Origin of the sequence: Enterovirga aerilata (genome assembly GCF_013044135.1) — a bacterium.
GTDB classification, from domain to species: Bacteria; Pseudomonadota; Alphaproteobacteria; order Rhizobiales; family Beijerinckiaceae; genus Enterovirga; species Enterovirga aerilata.
Genome location: NZ_JABEPP010000001.1, coordinates 540,885 through 556,874, shown reverse-complemented (window position 1 = coordinate 556,874; position 15,990 = coordinate 540,885). Strand labels below are relative to the sequence as shown.

Here is a 15,990-nt window from a genome sequence, read left to right as displayed (position 1 = left end):
CCGTCACAGGGGCAGGACGCTCCCGCCCATGAGGGCCGTATCGATCGCGCGGGCCGCCTGCCGGCCCTCGCGGATCGCCCAGACGACCAGGGACTGGCCGCGCCGCATGTCGCCCGCGACCCAGACCTTCTCGCGCGAGGTCCGGTAGTCGCGGTCGTCGGCCAGCACGTTGCCGCGGCGGTCGCGGTCGACCGCGGCCTCGGCGAGGAGGCCCTCCTCCTTCGGGCCGGAGAAGCCGATCGCCAGGAAGACGAGTTCGGCGGGGAGCACGAACTCGGTGCCCGCGATCGGCTGGCGCTTCTCGTCGACGCGGGCGCAGACCACGCCCGTGACGCGTCCTTTCTTCCCCTCGATCCGGAGGGTGGCGGCCTGGAACTCGCGCTCGGCGCCCTCGGCCTGGCTCGAAGAGGTCCGCATCTTGGTCGGCCAGTAGGGCCAGACGGTCAGCTTGTCCTCGCGCTCGGGCGGCTTCATGCGGATGTCGAGCTGCGTCACCGAGAGCGCGCCCTGCCGGAAGGACGTGCCGATGCAATCGGACGCGGTGTCGCCGCCGCCGATCACCACGACATGCTTGCCGGCCGCGTGAATCTGCTCCTCGTCGCTCACGTCCTCGCCGCCGAGTCGCCGGTTCTGCTGCACCAGGAAGGGCATGGCGAAGTGGACGCCGTGGAGCTCCTGCCCGGGCAGCTTCGGGTCGCGCGGCGCCTCGGCGCCGCCGGTCAGGAGGACGGCCTCGAACTCCTCCTCGAGCGAGGCGAGCGTGCGCGTCACCCCGATATCCTGGCCGTAATGGAAGACCACGCCTTCGGCCTGCATCTGCGCGATGCGGCGGTCGATATGGTGCTTCTCCATCTTGAAGTCGGGGATGCCGTAGCGGAGCAGGCCGCCGGCCTTCGGCTCCCGCTCGAAGACATGCACCTCGTGCCCGACCCGCGCGAGCTGCTGCGCTGCGGCCATGCCGGCCGGCCCCGACCCGACGATCGCGACGCGCCTGCCTGTCCTGATCTCGGCCGGCTCCGGCTTGATCCAGCCGCTCTGCCAGGCCTTGTCGGCGATCGCCTGCTCGATCGTCTTGATGGTGACCGGCTGGTTCTCGAGGTTCAGCGTGCAGGCTTCCTCGCAGGGTGCGGGACAGATGCGGCCGGTAAATTCCGGGAAGTTGTTGGTCGAGTGCAGGTTGCGCTGCGCCTCGAACCAGTCATCCTGGAAGACGAGGTCGTTCCAGTCCGGGATCTGGTTGTGGACCGGGCAGCCGGTCGGGCCGTGGCAGAAGGGGATGCCGCAATCCATGCAGCGCGCCGCCTGCTTGCGCAGGTCGCCGTCGTCGAGCGGCAGCGTGAACTCGCGGAAATGCCGGATGCGGTCGGCGGCGAGCTGGTACTTCTGCTCCTGCCGGTCGTATTCGAGAAAGCCTGTGACCTTGCCCATACCCACACGTCCTGTACCCGGCCCGCTCGCGCGGGCTACGGCCGAAGCCAGTTCTCGACCGTGAGCCCAGGCACACGGCTGAATTCGCTCATGTTGTCCGTCACCAGGACGCTGCCGTCGTGCAGCGCCTGGGCGGCGATCCAGAGATCGTTCGCCCCGATGGGCGTGCCGCATCGATCGAGATCGGCGCGGAGATCGGCGTAGATCCGGTCCGCCGGCGCAGCGAACGGCACCACCTCTAGCGGCCTGATAACCTCGTCGAAGTTGCTCGCCAGACGCGACGAGCCAGATTTTGCCACTCCGAAACGGAGCTCCGCCGCCACGATGATGCTCGTGTAGACGGAGTCCGGCCCGACCTCCTCGATCCGTTGCCGGATCACACCCCGAGGATTTCGCATCGCATCCGAGAGAATGTTCGTGTCGAGCAGGTAGCGGCTCACAGGTCGACCGCCTCGGGAAGCGGATCATCGAACTCAGGCCAGGGATCCTCGACCGGTTCAAGGCGGTCGAGAACCTCCAGCAGCGTCTCTTTCCGGGTCGGCTCGATCACGAGTCGACCACCTTCCTCCTGCCGCATGACGGCCTCATTTCCCGGCAGCTCGAATTCCTTCGGAATCCGGACGGCCTGGCTGCGGCCGTTCCGGAACAGGCTCACCTTTCGCTCCAGCATGGCCGACCTCCGATTGGCATATGCCAGAGCATATGCCGCAGATTTCTCCCCTACAACGGCCGTCTACTCGGCTGCCTGCAGCATCCGCCCGCGCTCCATCTCGCGGATGGCCCGGCGGTATTCGACGGGCATGACCTTGACGAACCTCGTCCGGTACTCGGCCCAGTTGTCGAGGATCGCCTTGGCCCGCGCCGAATCCGTATAGGCGACGTGGTTCTTCAGCAGCGAGGTGAGACGCTCCTCGTCGCCGCGCGACATATCGGCCAGGATGTCGATCCGGCCCTTGGTCTCGAGGTCCCCGGACTGGTGGAAGCGCTGCATCAGGTCTTCCTCCTCCTCCACCGGCTCGAGGTCGACCATGGAGAGGTTGCAGCGCTTGGCGAAGGTGCCGTCCTCGTCGAGCACATAGGCGATGCCGCCCGACATGCCGGCCGCGAAGTTGCGCCCGGTCTGGCCGATCACCACGACCACGCCGCCGGTCATGTATTCGCAGCCGTGATCGCCCGTGCCTTCGACGACGGCGATCGCGCCCGAGTTGCGCACCGCGAAGCGCTCGCCCGCGACGCCGCGGAAATAGCACTCGCCCGAGATCGCACCGTAGAGGACGGTGTTGCCGACGATGATCGAGCGCTCGGCCACCGCCCTGCTCCCGGCCGGCGGCCGGATGATCAGCTTGCCGCCGGACAGGCCCTTGCCGACATAGTCGTTCGCCTCGCCCTCCAGCGAGAGCGTGACGCCCGCCGCGAGCCAGGCGCCGAAGCTCTGGCCGGCCGTGCCGCGAAGCTTCACCGTGATCGTGTCGTCCGGGAGCCCGGCATGGCCGTGCGCCTTGGCCACCTCGCCCGACAGCATGGCTCCGACCGCCCGGTCGACATTGCCCACCTTCGCGTCGATCGCGACCGGGCCGCCGCCCTCGATGGCGGAGCGCGCCTGCGCGATCAGCTCGAGGTCCAGCACCTTGTCGATCGGATGGTGCTGCCGCTCGACATGGCGGATCGCGATCTGCGGCCCGACCTCGGGCTTGTGGAACATGCGCGAGAAGTCGAGGCCCTTGGCCTTCCAGTGATCGATCGCCCTCTGCTGGTCGAGGAAGTCGGAGCGGCCGACGAGCTCGTCCACGCTCGCGACGCCGAGCGAGGCCATCAGCTCGCGCACCTCCTCGGCCACGAAGAACATGTAGTTGATCACATGCTCGGGCTGGCCCTTGAAGCGCTTGCGCAGCACCGGGTCTTGGGTCGCGACCCCGACCGGACAGGTGTTCAGGTGGCACTTGCGCATCATGATGCAGCCGGCCGCGATGAGCGGCGCCGTCGAGAAGCCGACCTCGTCCGCCCCGAGCAGGAAGGCGATCAGCACGTCGCGGCCCGTGCGGATGCCGCCATCGGCCTGCAGGGCGACGCGGCCGCGCAGCTTGTTGAGCACGAGCGTCTGCTGCGTCTCGGCGAGACCCATCTCCCAGGGCGAGCCGGCATGCTTGATGGAGGTCAGCGGCGCGGCGCCCGTCCCACCCTCGTAGCCCGAGATCGTGATGTGGTCGGCGCGGGCCTTGGCGACGCCCGCCGCGACCGTGCCGACGCCGACCTCCGAGACGAGCTTCACGGAGACGTCGGCGGCCGGGTTCACGTTCTTCAGGTCGAAGATCAGCTGGGCCAGATCCTCGATCGAATAGATGTCGTGATGCGGCGGCGGCGAGATCAGGCCGACGCCCGGCGTCGAATGCCGGACCTTGGCGATCTTGGCGTCCACCTTGTGACCGGGAAGCTGGCCGCCCTCGCCGGGCTTGGCGCCCTGCGCGACCTTGATCTGCATCACGTCCGAATTGACGAGGTACTCGGTCGTGACGCCGAACCGGCCCGACGCGACCTGCTTGATGGCCGAGCGCTTCGAGCGCCCGTCCGGCAGCCTGCGGAAGCGTTCCGGCAGCTCGCCGCCCTCGCCCGTGTTCGACTTGGCCCCGATCTGGTTCATGGCCAGCGCGAGCGTCTCGTGCGCCTCCTTCGAGATCGAGCCGTAGGACATCGCCCCCGTCGAGAAGCGCTTCACGATAGAGGCGGCGGGCTCCACCTGGTCGAGCGGCAGCGGCGAGCGGCCGATCTCGGCGGCGTCCTTGATACGGAACAGGCCGCGCACCGTGCGGAAGCGGTTCTCGCCCTCGTTCACGAGCCGGGCGAATTCGCGGTAGCGGTCCTCGGCGTTGAGCCGGACCGCGTGCTGCAGCGCCGCGACGGTGTCCGGGCTCCAGACATGCGCCTCGCCGCGCAGGCGATAGGCGTATTCGCCGCCGATATCGAGCGTGTTCCGCAGGACGGGCGAGTCGCCGAACGCGTCGGAGTGCCGGCGCACCGTCTCCTCCGCGATCTCGGCCAGGCCGACCCCCTCGATCGTGGTCGCGGTGCCGAAGAAATACTTCTCGACGAGGTCCGACCGGAGCCCCACGGCGTCGAAGATCTGCGCGCCGCAATAGGACTGGTAGGTCGAGATACCCATCTTCGACATGACCTTGAGCAGGCCTTTGTCGATGGACTTAATGTAGCGGTAGACGATCTCCTTCTCGTCGACCTGCTCGGGCAGGTCGTCCTTCATGGCGAGCAGGGTCTCGAAGGCGAGATAGGGGTTGATCGCCTCGGCGCCGTAGCCGGCGAGGCAGGCGAAATGGTGCACCTCGCGCGGCTCGCCGGTCTCCAGCACGAGCCCCACGGAGGTGCGCAGGCCGCGCCGGATCAGGTGGTGGTGCACCGCGGCCGTTCCCAGCAGCGCCGGGATCGGGATGCGGTCCGGCCCGACCGCGCGGTCGGACAGGACGATGATGTTGTAGCCGCCATGCACGGCCGCCTCCGCCCGGTCGCAGAGGCGCTCGAGCGCGCCCTCGAGCCCGGCCGCGCCGAGCTCGACCGGGTAGGTCATGTCCAGGGTCTTGGTGTCGAACCGGTCCTCGAAATGGCCGATGGAGCGGATCTTCTCCAGGTCCTCGTTGGTGAGGATGGGCTGGCGCACCTCGAGCCGCTTCTTGCGGGACGTGCCCTCGAGATCGAGGATGTTCGGCCGCGGGCCGATGAAGGACACCAGGCTCATCACGAGCTCCTCGCGGATCGGGTCGATCGGCGGGTTCGTGACCTGCGCGAAGTTCTGCTTGAAATAGGTGTAGAGGAGCTTGGACTTCTGCGACAGCGCCGAGATCGGCGTGTCGTTGCCCATGGAGCCGACCGCCTCCTGGCCGGTCACGGCCATGGGCGCCATCAGGAGCTTGAGGTCTTCCGACGTGTAGCCGAAGGCCTGCTGGCGATCGAGGAGCGAGACATCCGTGCGCGGCTGCCGCGGCTCGACCTTGCGCAGGTCCTCCAGGACGATCTGCGTGCGCCGCAGCCATTCCTTGTAGGGATGGGCCGTCGCGAGCTCGCGCTTGATCTCCTCGTCCTCGACGATGCGCCCCTGCTCCAGGTCGATGAGGAGCATGCGGCCGGGCTGCAGCCGCCACTTCTGGACGATCTTCTCTTCCGGAATCGGCAGAACGCCGGCCTCGGAGGCGAGCACGACGAGCCCGTCCTCGGTGACCAGGAAGCGGGCCGGGCGAAGGCCGTTGCGGTCGAGCGTCGCGCCGATCTGCCTGCCATCGGTGAACACGATCGCGGCCGGGCCGTCCCAGGGCTCCATCAGGGCGGCGTGGTACTCGTAGAAGGCGCGCCGGTCCTCGTCCATGAGCGGGTTGCCGGCCCAGGCTTCCGGGACCAGCATCATCATGGCGTGCGGGAGCGAGTAGCCGCCGCGCAGGAGGAACTCGAGCGCGTTGTCGAAACAGGCGGTGTCCGACTGGCCCTCGTAGGAGATCGGCCAGAGCTTCGAGATGTCGTTGCCGAAAAGCTCAGAATCGACGCTCGCCTGCCTCGCCGCCATCCAGTTCACGTTGCCGCGCAGCGTGTTGATCTCGCCGTTATGCGCGACGAAGCGGTAGGGATGCGCGAGGCGCCAGGACGGGAAGGTGTTGGTGGCGAAGCGCTGGTGGACGAGCGCGATGGCGCTCTCGAAGCGCGGATCGGCGAGGTCCCTGTAGTACCGCCCGAGCTGGGTCACCAGGACCATGCCCTTGTAGACGATCGTGCTGGCCGAAAGGCACACGGGGTAGAACTTCGAGAGCCCGGCATCCCCGCGGGTATAGACGGCGTTCGAGATCACCTTCCGCAGGATGAAAAGCTGACGCTCGAAGGTGTCGAGGTTCTCGACGGGCTTGGGCGAACCGATGAAGATCTGCCGGTGCCGCGGCTCCGTCGCGGCGACCGACGGGCTGAGGTCTTCCGACCGCACCGGCACGTCGCGCCAGCCCAGCAGCGTCAGGCCCTCGCTCTCGACGGCGGCCGTGACGATCTCCTCCACGGCCCGGAACGCCTCGGGGTCGCGCGGCATGAAGAAATGGCCGATGCCGTGATGTCCGGGCTGCGGAAGCTGGATGCCGAGGGCGGCACATTCCTCGGCGAAGAAGCCGTGCGGGATCTGGACCAGGATGCCGCACCCGTCGCCCATGGTCGGGTCGCCCCCGACGGCGCCGCGATGGTCGAGGTTCAGGAGGATCTGCAGCCCCTGCTCGACGATGGCGTGGCTCTTCCTGTTCTTCATGTCGGCGATGAAGCCGACGCCGCAGGAATCCCGCTCCGTCCCCGGGTGGTAGAGGCCCTCGGCTTCCGGCATGGCCGGATCGCGCGGGACGAGAGGCGCCGCAAGCGCCTGCTCCCGAGCCTCGGGGCCTTCGATGCCGTTCAGATGCGCGCCCATCACGTTTCCTGCATCCGCCTGCCGCATGGCAAACACCAGACTCGCGGCGGCGATCCCGCCCGAATGCAAGAAACTGCCCGGACGTTCGCTGCCCTCTTCCTCTTGGGGCGGCCGCGTCCCGTCTCGCGCCCGCTCCCGCGGGCGTCTCGCCGGCTGCCTAGCCCGCGCGCACCCGCATCGCCCGCTCGGCGCGGGCGTCGATCACGTCTCGTTTTTTCGTAGCCACGCGTGTCACGGGACGAAAGCCTTGGCGACCGAAGCCGGGTTTTGGACAGCACCACTGTCCTAGTTTCGAACGTGACAGATTTGAGTTGCGAGCACAAGCGTCACGTGGACCGAACCGCGCTGCGCGCGCTCCTATCGGAACGTCGCCGCGACAAGCCGGCCGATGGCGGCGTGGGCCTCGTTCAGCCGGGCCGTGCTGGCCTTCGAGCCGGTCATGTAGGAGGCGATCAGGACGGGCGTCCCGTCCGGCTTGACGGCGACCGCGACATCGTTCGCCGTCCCGTTCCCGCCGGAGCCGGTCTTGTCTCCGGCTGTCCAGTCCTTCGGCAACCCGGCCCTGAGCCGCGCCGCGCCGGTCCGGCTCGCCCGCATCCAGCGCAGCAGGCGCTCGCGGGAATGGGGCGCGAGCGCGTCGCCGATCAGGATCCGGCGCATCGTCTCGAGCTTCGCGGCCGGGGTCGTCGTGTCGCGCGGATCGCCCGGCGCAGCCTCGTTGAGCTGGGGCTCGGTCCGGTCGAGCCGGGTGAGGTCGTCCCCGAGCGAGCGCAGGTAGCCGGTCAGCCCTGCAGGCCCGCCGAAGCTCGCAAGAAGCAGGTTCCCGGCGGTGTTGTCGCTCACCACGACGGCGGCCTCGCAGAGCTCGGCCAGCGACATGCCCTGTCCGTGGGTGCGGTCCTTCGTGACGGGCGAATAGGTGACGAGATCGTCCGGGCCGAAGAGGATGCGCCGATCCAGATCCTCGTCGCCGCGGTCGACCCGGGCGAGCACGAGGGCCGCGGCCAGCATCTTGAAGGTGCTGGTCAGCGCAAACCGCTCGTCGGCCCGGTGCAGGATGCGCTGCCGCGACCCGCCGTCGAGCGCCGCCACCCCGATCCTGCCTCCGAGCCCGGCCTCGATCGCCGCGATCTCGGCGGCCGCATCCCGTGGGGATGACGCCCGGCCGGGCCCGGCCGCGAGCGGGATCGCGACGAGCATTCCACCCTGCAGCGCGGCGCGGCGCGTGGGCCTTGGTTGCATCGGACGGCTCCCGATCGGCGGAGGGGTGCCTTATAAGCCCGGAACGCAGCCAGCTCTATCCAGGACAGCCCGTGATCCCTCTCAACTTCGCCAGCGACAACGTCGCGGGCGCAAGCAGGCCCGTGCTCGATGCACTCGTCGCGGCCAATGCCGGTCCGATGCCGGCCTATGGCGCGGACCCGATCACGGGGCGGGTCGCCGAAGCCTTCGTCGAGCTGTTCGAGCGGGAGGTGGAGGTGCTGCTCGTCGCCACCGGCACGGCCGCGAACGCGCTGGCGCTCTCGGCGGCGCTCTCGCCCTGGGGCCTGTGCCTCTGCCACGAGGAGGCGCATGTGATCGACGACGAATGCGGCGCGCCGGAATTCTTCAGCCACGGCGCGAAGCTTCTCGGCCTCCCCGGCGCCGGCGGGAAGATCGGCGCCGATGCGGTGGCCGCTGCGGCGGACGCCCTGCCACGGCACGAGAAGCAGATGCCGGCGGAGATCGTCTCGATCTCGCAGGCGACCGAATGCGGGCTCGTCTACACGCCCGACGAGATCGCCGCGCTGGGGGAGGCTGCGCATGCGCGGGGCCTGAAGCTCCACATGGACGGGGCGCGCTTCGCGAACGCTCTCGTGAGCCTCGGCGCGAAACCGGCCGAGATGACCTGGCGGCGCGGGGTCGACATCCTGTCCTTCGGCGGCACGAAGAACGGCTGCCTCGCGGCGGAGGCGGTCGTCGTGTTCGACCCGGACCTTGCCGGCACGCTGCGGCGGCGGCGCAAGCGCGCCGGCCACACCCTGTCCAAGGGCCGGCTGCTCGCGGCGCAGTTCGAGGGCTACCTCGCGCAGGGTCACTGGCTCGAGAACGCGCGGCACGCCAATGCCATGGCGGCCCGGCTCGCGGCCGGGCTCGCCGCGGTGCCGGGCGTGCGGCTCGCCTGGCCCTGCGAGGCGAACGAGGTCTTCCCGATCCTGCCGAAGCGCGTCGACGCGGCGCTCCGGACGGCCGGGGCGGTCTACCATCCCTGGTCGGCGAAGAGCCTGCCGGCCGGAGAGGCGGTCGGGCCCGACGAGGTCCTGGTCAGGCTGGTGACCGCGTTCGACACCCGGCCGGAGAGCGTGGAGGCGCTGCTCGCGGCGGCCCGGCAGGGGGCGTGAGGGCGGGAGCTTACCAATTTGTAAGCTCGCCGCCGCAGCCGCGCCCCAATCCGCCGCGAGTCTCGCGGCATTCCACCGGAAGCGGATGAATGCGTAACCTGAAGTCCCTGCTGATCGCCGGCGCCGCGCTCGCCGGCCTCGCATCGCCCGCCGCCGCGCAATGGTATGGCGGGACCTATTACAACGCGCCGCCGCCCCCCTATGGCTATGGCGGGCCCGCCTATGCCCGCCCGCTCCCGCGCGACCTGATCGTCGAGCGGCTGGAGGATCGGGGCTTCGAGGATATCGGCCGGCCGCGTTTCGACGGCTCGGTCTATGTCGTGGAGGCGACGAGCCGCCGCGGCGGCGCGGTCCGCCTCGTGCTCGACCCCTATGACGGGCGGATCCTGCGCCAGACGCCGCTGACGATCGCCCGTCTCGACGACGACGACCTCTTCGACATCGACGGATACCCGGCGCCGCGCAGCCGGAGCGTATCGCCGCCCCCCGAGATGCCGAACGCGCCGCGCTGGCGCCCGGGCGAGCCCGAGCCGGTCCCGGGCCGCCAGGCCGCAAGGCCCGTCGCGCCCGAGCTCGACCCGCCCTCCCCGGCGCGGCGGACCCGCCCGGCCGATCCGCGGCTCGCCCCGGACAGCCCGGCCGCCTCCCGTCCGGCCGAGCCGGAGCCCCGGCGCGAAGCCAGGCGCCCCGCCGGTCCCGAGCCAGGCCTGCCGTCGGGCGGAGTGGACGGCGTCAACCCGGACGCCCGCCGTGCGGCGAAGCCCGCGCCGAAGCCGAAGGCGGATGTGGCGGCCAGGCCCGAGAAGCCTGCCGAGCCGCAGGCCCCCGCCGCCCGGACCTCGCCTGCCGCCCCGGCGCCGAGCACCGCGACCAAGCCGGATGCGACGCCGGCCGCACCCGGCCCCGCGACGGCCGAGGCGGGCGAACGCAGGCCCGTCCGGGTCATCGAGGGCGTGACGCCCATGAACAGCGGCCAGCAGAGCACCCCGCCGCCGCAGAACAACGAGGCGGGTCCGAAGCCGGACGCGCCCGCCCAGACGAACTGACGCGCCCGCAGGCGCGGCCCGACCCGCGCCTGCGGGGAGTGACTTCGCTGATGGGCGAGGTCGGCGGCGATGGCGCCATGTGGTTTCGATCCGCGCTCCCGCGAGGGAGCGACGCGAGACGACCCGTGTCATCGCACGCCTCCAACTCGTTTCGATCCGCGCCCCCGTGAGGGAGCGACCCGCCTCGCGCGAGCCGGCCGGGAGCTGGTTGTTGTTTCGATCCGCGCCCCCGTGAGGGAGCGACGCCCGGATCGCGAGTGCGAGCAGGAGCGGATAGCGTTTCGATCCGCGCTCCCGTGAGGGAGCGACCCCCCGCGCGTCCGCACGAACGTCACCGCGAACCTGTTTCGATCCGCGCTCCCGTGAGGGAGCGACTTCGGAGGGCGCGGAGGATCAGGGTTGGATTGGCCTTGCGGTTTCGATCCGCGCTCCCGTAAGGGAGCGACCGAGGTCTGGGGAATCGGGCCCGCATCCCAGGCGTTTCGATCCGCGCTCCCGTGAGGGAGCGACGCCCGACGTGAGCGTGATGGTGCCATCGGCATAGATGTTTCGATCCGCGCTCCCGTGAGGGAGCGACTCGTCGAGCGAGACGGGCTCCGTGAACCAGTGGTCGTTTCGATCCGCGCTCCCGTGAGGGAGCGACACCCGCCCGGGCGCGTTGCGCAGGAGCGCGGCGAAGTTTCGATCCGCGCCCCCGTGAGGGAGCGACGGACAGGCCGATCTTCTCGGCGGCCTCCGCGGTGTTTCGATCCGCGCCCCCGTGAGGGAGCGACACCCCGGGGGCGCCGAGATGAGCGCCGAGGAACGAGTTTCGATCCGCGCCCCCGTGAGGGAGCGACCGTGGCCCTCCGTGCCGTTCTTCTTGCCGCGCCAGTTTCGATCCGCGCCCCCGTGAGGGAGCGACAGAACAGCGCGTATTCGACCATGCTGTCGCCGGAGTTTCGATCCGCGCTCCCGTGAGGGAGCGACGACCCCGACCCAGCGCTCGCGCCATTGCGCGGTGGTTTCGATCCGCGCTCCCGTGAGGGAGCGACTGGTCGCGCTCCACGCTGCCGTCGTCCGCGATCTGTTTCGATCCGAGCTCCCGTGAGGGAGCGACGCGTCCCGTCCGGGACGCCGGGCAGGAGCGCCGCGTTTCGATCCGCGCTCCCGTGAGGGAGCGACAGGCAGCCGCCGAGCACGAAGCCTGCCCCCAGCACGTTTCGATCCGCGCTCCCGTGAGGGAGCGACGGCGGAGGTGGCGCGCCTCCTCTCGCACGGCCCTGTTTCGATCCGCGCTCCCGTGAGGGAGCGACAGGGCTGCAGTCGGTCGCGCCAGAGGTGGTTGAGTTTCGATCCGCGCTCCCGTGAGGGAGCGACCAGGGCGTCGTAGCCGGGCTTCGACATCCTGATCCGGTTTCGATCCGCGCTCCCGTGAGGGAGCGACTGCTGCAGGCGCGCGCCGTGTCCGACCCGATCAAGTTTCGATCCGCGCTCCCGTGAGGGAGCGACAAGACCGACGCTCCCGACCTGCAGATGATCGTCGTTTCGATCCGCGCTCCCGTGAGGGAGCGACGGGATCGCGGCGAGATCCACGAGGAGCTCGAATGGTTTCGATCCGCGCTCCCGTGAGGGAGCGACGAAGTTCGGGCGTGTGATGGGGGAGCGTTTCCAGTTTCGATCCGCGCTCCCGTGAGGGAGCGACGGGATCGCGGCGAGATCCACGAGGAGCTCGAATGGTTTCGATCCGCGCTCCCGTGAGGGAGCGACGAAGTTCGGGCGTGTGATGGGGGAGCGTTTCCAGTTTCGATCCGCGCTCCCGTGAGGGAGCGACGGCCAGCGACAGAGTGTTCACCATCACGCCCATGTTTCGATCCGCGCTCCCGTGAGGGAGCGACCCGCCAATCCCCGCCAAATATCGACAGATTGAGGAGTTTCGATCCGCGCTCCCGTGAGGAAGCGACTGACGTCGCATTTGCCCGTGCCGAGCTCCTGCGAGTTTCGATCCGCGCTCCCGTGAGGGAGCGACAGCGGCAGTTGCGATACCAGCGCGACAACCGCGAGTTTCGATCCGCGCTCCCGTGAGGGAGCGACCTGCGCCGACGGCAGACCGTGTCGCGATCCTGCTGTTTCGATCCGCGCTCCCGTGAGGGAGCGACGCGTGGCGGCGGGCGGCGTTGCGCGCGTCGGTTCTGTTTCGATCCGCGCTCCCGTGAGGGAGCGACCACCGCTTCGCAACGCGCGTCCCGTTCTCGCTCCTGTTTCGATCCGCGCTCCCGTGAGGGAGCGACGTGGTGCCCATCTATGACGGGAAGCGGAGCCCCTGGTTTCGATCCGCGCTCCCGTGAGGGAGCGACGAGCGCCCGGCCGGCGGTGTCCACGACGACCGTCTTGTTTCGATCCGCGCTCCCGTGAGGGAGCGACGCTGGAGCGCGAGCGCAAACAATACGCCAATACCGTTTCGATCCGCGCTCCCGTGAGGGAGCGACCCTGCGCGACATCCTGAACAAGTGGTGCGTCCGGGTTTCGATCCGCGCTCCCGTGAGGGAGCGACCGCGCTGGACGTAGCGGGCGAGGCCGTAGCAATCGTTTCGATCCGCGCTCCCGTGAGGGAGCGACACGGCGAGGGCCGCTACATCATCGGCAACCCGCAGTTTCGATCCGCGCTCCCGTGAGGGAGCGACATGTGGCCCAGGCGCGCGAGGCCTATGCCCTCATGTTTCGATCCGCGCTCCCGTGAGGGAGCGACGGGATCGCCTGGCGCGCGAGCTCGAGGCGGCGGAGTTTCGATCCGCGCTCCCGTGAGGGAGCGACTCCTCGACCGGCACGACGTCGCCAGCGGCATAGGAGTTTCGATCCGCGCTCCCGTGAGGGAGCGACTTGGCTCAATCACTCCCAAAGGGAGTGATCTATTGGTTTCGATCCGCGCTCCCGTGAGGGAGCGACCCGAGCTTGAGAACAAGGAGGCCGATACCGAGCAGTTTCGATCCGCGCTCCCGTGAGGGAGCGACGCCGGCCACGGCCATCGTGGTCAGGAGCCCGACGGGTTTCGATCCGCGCTCCCGTGAGGGAGCGACGAGCACCATCACCGCAACATGCACGTTGGAGGTGTTTCGATCCGCGCTCCCGTGAGGGAGCGACAGACATCGAAACCGATGTCCTCACACGCTTCGATGTTTCGATCCGCGCTCCCGTGAGGGAGCGACAGATCGAGCATCCCATTCCGGACGAGGCCATCGAGTTTCGATCCGCGCTCCCGTGAGGGAGCGACGGCGTGGTGTAGATCTGGCTGTTCACGCGGATCGTGTTTCGATCCGCGCTCCCGTGAGGGAGCGACGCGCCAGTCGCGACGTGCCTTCGCGCCTGAACGCGAGTTTCGATCCGCGCTCCCGTGAGGGAGCGACCTGGAGATGGGCGGGCCCACTGGTTCAAGCGTGTGGTTTCGATCCGCGCTCCCGTGAGGGAGCGACTCTCGACCGATGCCATTGCCCGCATCGGTGCCCTCGTTTCGATCCGCGCTCCCGTGAGGGAGCGACCGCCTGCCGCTACCATATTGGCAGGACATGCAAAATCGCCCTCGCCGCGCGAAACCCCGCGCCCGTGGCGCCGCTGCAAGGCCGCCAGGGCGGGCCGACGGCGGATTTGCCTTTGCGGATCGGGACTTGGCCTCCCCGCGAACCCTCGGCCTGCCTCGTGGCCGCTCCCGGTTCGCGCGGGTCAGAACAGGAGAGGCCCCTCGAGGTCGGGTGCGGGCTTGGCGCCGACATGCTCGACGCGCCTGCGCCCTTCCGCGCCGAGCCGGTAGAACCGGAGGCTGTCGACGGCCGGGTCGATTTCGGCCACGAGGCGCGCCCGCAGGGCCGTCCACTGCGCCGGGTCGACCTCGCATTCGAAGACCGAGTTCTGCACCCGCTGCCCGAAATCGAGGCAGGCGCGTGCGACGCGGCGGAGCCGGCGCCGCCCGATCTTCGTCTCGACGTTCACGTCGTAAGTCAAGAGCATGAGCATCGGCTATTTCCAGATGAAGGCGGGGTAGCCGTCGAGGTCGCCGCGCAGGGTGCGCGCGAGCAGCTGCGCCTGCACGTGCGCAAGCAGCCCGAGCGGCACCGCCTCGTCGAGAAAGGGATGGCGGAGCTCGTCGCGCTTGCGCTCCTGCCAGGCGACCAGGACCCGCCTGCGGGCTTCGTCGGTGAGCCGCACGCCGCCAGCCTCCTCCACGACGAAATCGTCCGCCGCGAGCTGCCGGCGGTTGACGAGGCTCAGCGCAAGGCGGTCCGCCAGCACGGGACGGAGCTCCTCCATCAGGTCGAGCGCGAGACTCGCGCGGCCCGGCCGGGCCGCGTGGAGGAAACCGACCTGCGGGTCGAGCCCATGCGCTTCCAGAGCCGAGCGGCAATCGTGGCCGAGCATGGCGTAGAGAAACGAGAGCAGTGCGTTCACTCGGTCGAGCGGCGGACGGCGGGAGCGCCCGCGGAACCGGAAGGCCTCCCCCTCGACGCGCAGCATGGCGTCGAAGCAGCCGAAATAGACCAGGGCCGCTTCGCCTTCGAGCCCGCGCAGGGTGTCGATCTCGGTCGCCGGCAGCGTGCGGCGAGCGACATCCGCCAGCCGGCGCTCGGCCGCTTCGAGCGCCTCCGCCTGCTCCCGGGGCAGGCCGGGCCCGTGGTCCCTCAGGGCACGCTGGATCACGACGCGCTGGTTGGCGGCCTTGCCGGCCACGATCCCGCGCACGATCGGCACGGCGCGAGCCGGATCGTCCGCCAGCCGGAACTGCGCCCGCCGCAGCAGCACGTTGCCGGTCCGGGGCCCTTCCACGCGGGCCAGGAAGCGGCCGTTCGGATCGAGATGCGACACCGTGATACCGGCCTCCGCGCAGGCCGCCAGCAGCGCCGGCGAGGCGCCTGGTCGCCCGAACGACACGATGCCGTCCAGCATGTGCAGCGGCGCCCGGCCGCGTTCCGTCCCCTCAACTTCGACGACGAGGTTCGCGCCGTCCTTGCGCAGCCAGGCGCCGTCGCTCGTCACGTAGATCGTGTTGAGCATCCGGCGCATGGACGGGCTCAGGCGGCGAGCTGGCGGGCGAGCCAGCGGGCGACGGAAGGCGGCTTCTGCAGCCGATCGGGCCGGCAGGCATCCTGGAGGGAGCAGCGGCGGCATCCCGGGATGCGCAGGGGCGGCGGTGTCCGGCCGGCCTGGATCATGGTCCGGGCTTGCGCCGCCACGCGGGCCGTGAGTTCGCGCAGGCCGTCGTCGAAGCTGACCGGACAGCGCCGGCGGGTCGCGCCGTAGAAGAGCGCGCCTTCGGGCACGGTGATGCCGAACATCTCCTCCAGGCAGATCGCCTGGGCGCAGAGCTGCACCTCGTCCGCCCGGTGCGCCTTCGGCCTGCCGCGCTTGTACTCGACCGGAAACGGCCGGCCGATCCGGCCCGGGCCGGCGCCGTGGAACTCGACGACATCGGCCTTGCCCGACACGCCGAGGGCGAAGGAGCGGATCGCGATGCCCCGCGCCACGCGCAGGCCCGGCCGGGTCTCGCCGCGTCCGTCATCCGGCCGCTCGTGCAGGAGACGCCCTTCCGCCGTGGCCCGATCCTCCGCCCAGATCTGCTCCACGTGGATCAGCGCGCATTGCCGCGGGCAGAACAGGTGGTGCTGCAGCGCCGAGAGGGGGATCAGCGCGTCCTCGGCGGCGGGGTCGGGGGTCGCAGCCATCTCCGAAGCGG

Annotated in this window: 10 protein-coding genes and 1 CRISPR repeat array; of the genes, 2 read left to right on the top strand and 8 right to left on the bottom strand. The window is 69.9% G+C overall.

The genetic code is table 11. The features are described from left to right. Positions 1-3: 3 nt before the first annotated feature. From HJG44_RS02700 to bla, 5 genes are all read right to left on the bottom strand, one after another. The gene (locus HJG44_RS02700; RefSeq protein ID WP_171216779.1) at positions 4-1,428 is read right to left on the bottom strand and encodes a glutamate synthase subunit beta; all 1,425 of its coding nucleotides are present in this window, start codon (positions 1,426-1,428) and stop codon (positions 4-6) included. A gap of 35 nt (positions 1,429-1,463) precedes the next feature. Further along, the gene (locus tag HJG44_RS02695) at positions 1,464-1,868 is read right to left on the bottom strand and encodes a PIN domain-containing protein (RefSeq protein WP_171216778.1); all 405 of its coding nucleotides are present in this window, start codon (positions 1,866-1,868) and stop codon (positions 1,464-1,466) included. Continuing rightward, complete coding sequence (locus HJG44_RS02690; protein WP_171216777.1) at positions 1,865-2,098, bottom strand: antitoxin; 234 nt, start codon at positions 2,096-2,098, stop codon at positions 1,865-1,867. Before HJG44_RS02690 ends, HJG44_RS02695 begins: the two co-directional genes overlap by 4 nt. A 63-nt stretch (positions 2,099-2,161) precedes the next feature. Next, the gene (gltB, locus tag HJG44_RS02685) at positions 2,162-6,862 is read right to left on the bottom strand and encodes a glutamate synthase large subunit (RefSeq protein ID WP_430395022.1); all 4,701 of its coding nucleotides are present in this window, start codon (positions 6,860-6,862) and stop codon (positions 2,162-2,164) included. A 357-nt stretch (positions 6,863-7,219) separates the two neighbouring features. Next, a complete protein-coding gene (gene bla / locus HJG44_RS02680) occupies positions 7,220-8,104 on the bottom strand; it encodes a class A beta-lactamase (protein ID WP_171216775.1) in 885 nt (294 codons plus the stop codon). A gap of 71 nt (positions 8,105-8,175) precedes the next feature. On the opposite strand from bla, the gene HJG44_RS02675 reads away from it, so the two are divergent. Both HJG44_RS02675 and HJG44_RS02670 read left to right on the top strand, forming a co-directional pair. Then, positions 8,176-9,243 (top strand): threonine aldolase family protein, encoded by a 1,068-nt coding sequence (locus HJG44_RS02675; protein ID WP_346767073.1) that lies wholly within the window; start codon positions 8,176-8,178, stop codon positions 9,241-9,243. An 89-nt stretch (positions 9,244-9,332) separates the two neighbouring features. Further along, positions 9,333-10,289, top strand: a complete 957-nt coding sequence (locus tag HJG44_RS02670; protein WP_171216773.1) for a hypothetical protein — start codon at positions 9,333-9,335, stop codon at positions 10,287-10,289. A gap of 82 nt (positions 10,290-10,371) precedes the next feature. Next, a CRISPR array of direct repeats spans positions 10,372-13,804; the repeat unit is 31 nt; unit sequence GTTTCGATCCGCGCTCCCGTGAGGGAGCGAC. A 181-nt stretch (positions 13,805-13,985) separates the two neighbouring features. On the opposite strand, the gene cas2 is transcribed toward HJG44_RS02670, so the two are convergent. The 3 genes from cas2 to cas4 are packed head-to-tail and all read right to left on the bottom strand — an operon-like array spanning position 13,986 to position 15,979. Next, the gene (gene cas2, locus HJG44_RS02665) at positions 13,986-14,276 is read right to left on the bottom strand and encodes a CRISPR-associated endonuclease Cas2 (RefSeq protein WP_171216772.1); all 291 of its coding nucleotides are present in this window, start codon (positions 14,274-14,276) and stop codon (positions 13,986-13,988) included. A gap of 3 nt (positions 14,277-14,279) precedes the next feature. Next, entirely contained in the window at positions 14,280-15,320 is a 1,041-nt protein-coding gene (gene cas1c, locus HJG44_RS02660) for a type I-C CRISPR-associated endonuclease Cas1c (RefSeq protein ID WP_171216771.1), read from the bottom strand. An 8-nt stretch (positions 15,321-15,328) separates the two neighbouring features. Then, positions 15,329-15,979: a CRISPR-associated protein Cas4 gene (gene cas4 / locus HJG44_RS02655; RefSeq protein ID WP_171216770.1), complete on the bottom strand. Its 651-nt coding sequence runs from the start codon at positions 15,977-15,979 to the stop codon at positions 15,329-15,331. Positions 15,980-15,990: the final 11 nt, after the last annotated feature.